The following is a 1,831-nucleotide window of genomic DNA, read 5'->3' as shown; positions in this document are numbered from 1 at the left end:
GAGGGTCTAGCCCAAAACTTTGTAGCGGCTCTGCGAGAGCTCATTACCTATTGCCAATCTCCTGAGGCAGGCGGTTACACGCCTTCTGATTTTCCACTAGCGCAGATGAGTCAGAATGACCTGGATAAAGCATTTGCAAGCATTGAATTTGAAGAGGCATAAAGATGAAATCTAAAAATATTGAGACTGCCTATCCTCTTTCTCCTATGCAGGAGGGTATGCTCTTCCATACCATTTACGCTCCCGAGTCTGGGATGTATTTTGAGCAGTTAAGCTGCACTATTAAGGGAAACTTTAACGTCTCAGCGTTCCAGCAAGCTTGGCAGCAGGTACTAGATCGGCATCCAGCCTTGCGAACCGCTTTCGTCTGGGACAAGATCGAGAAGCCGCTTCAGGTAGTAGGCCGGCGGGTGAGCTTGCCCTGGCAGCAGTTCGACTGGCGGGGACTTTCTTCTGTAGAGCAGCAAGAGAAATTGGAGGCTTTCCTTCAGGCAGACCGAAAGCGAGGCTTTCAACTGTTTAAAGCACCGCTAATGCGCCTCACCGGGCTCCAGATGGACAAGGATATCTACGAATTTATTTGGAGCTTCCACCACTTATTGCTGGATGGATGGTCGCTGTCTTCGGTACTCAAGGAAGCCTTTGCATTTTATGAAGCGTTCTGCCAAGGTCAAGACTTATACCTAAAACGCAGTCGTCCCTACCAGGACTATATCGCTTGGTTGCAACAGCAAGATCTGTCCAAAGCTGAGGCGTTTTGGCGACTGACACTCAAAGGCTTTACTGCACCAACTCCGTTGGGAGGCGATAGAGCATCGGGCCGCTCTATCGGTGAGGGGCAAAGCTACGCTGAGCAGAAAATCCAACTGTCAATAGGAACGACAGCAGCCCTCCAGTCCTTAGCTCGAAAACACCAGCTCACCCTCAACACCTTAGTGCAGGGAGCCTGGGTTCTACTGTTGAACCGCTATAGCGGTCAGGAAGATGTGGTTTTTGGGGCTACCGTCTCCGGTCGTCCGGCAGAGTTACCGGGGGTTGAGTCTATGGTGGGGCTATTTATCAATACCCTGCCGATACGGGTGCAAGTGTCGCCCACAACTTCCCTGCTGGACTGGTTGCAGCAGCTTCAAGTTCAGCAAGTAGAGTTGCGCCAGTACGAATACAGCTCGCTGGTACAGGTGCAAGGATGGAGTGATGTACCCCGAGGGCTGCCCCTGTTTGAGAGCATTGTGGTCTTTGAAAACTATCCGGTAGATGCTTCGTTACAGAAGCAGGGCAGCAGCTTAGAGATCGGTAATGTTCGTGGTTTTGAGCGGACAAACTATCCCCTCAACTTGGTAGCACGGCCTGGTGCAGAATTGTTGCTAGAGCTAAGCTACGATTGCCGTCGTTTTGATGCAGCCACGATCGAGGGGATGCTAAAGCATTTGGAGACCTTACTAGAAGGCATTATTGCCAACCCCTCACAGCGGCTATCAGACCTGCGGATGCTGACACAGAATGAGCTACATACTCTGCTGGTGGAATGGAATGACACTAGAGTGGATTATCCCAGAGATCTATGTATCCATCAGCTAGTTGAAGCCCAAGTTGCTGGAACCCCCGATGCTGTAGCAGTAGTGTTTGAAGACGGGGAACTAACCTACGAGGAGTTAAACCGTCGTGCAAATCGGGTGGCGCATTACCTGCGTTCTTTAAATGTAGGTCCTGATACTTTGGTAGGTATCTGCGTGGAGCAATCTGTGGAGATGATAGTCGGGTTGCTGGGCATTCTTAAGGCGGGTGGTGCTTACGTCCCCTTAGACCCAGCCTATCCACCAGAGCGCTTGGG

General features: G+C 51.1%; 1 protein-coding gene. It reads left to right on the top strand.

Annotation, left to right across the window (positions count from 1 at the left end; translation table 11 throughout):
* Positions 1 to 164 precede the first annotated feature (164 nt).
* A partial coding sequence (locus QUB56_RS36830; protein ID WP_332961291.1) for a condensation domain-containing protein occupies positions 165 to 1,831 on the top strand: 1,667 nt, incomplete at its 3' end.

This window comes from Microcoleus sp. AR_TQ3_B6 (assembly GCF_036702785.1).
Lineage (GTDB): Bacteria > Cyanobacteriota > Cyanobacteriia > Cyanobacteriales > Microcoleaceae > Microcoleus.
The sequence above is the reverse complement of the archived record's forward strand: the minus strand, read 5'-3'. Positions and strand labels throughout refer to the sequence as shown.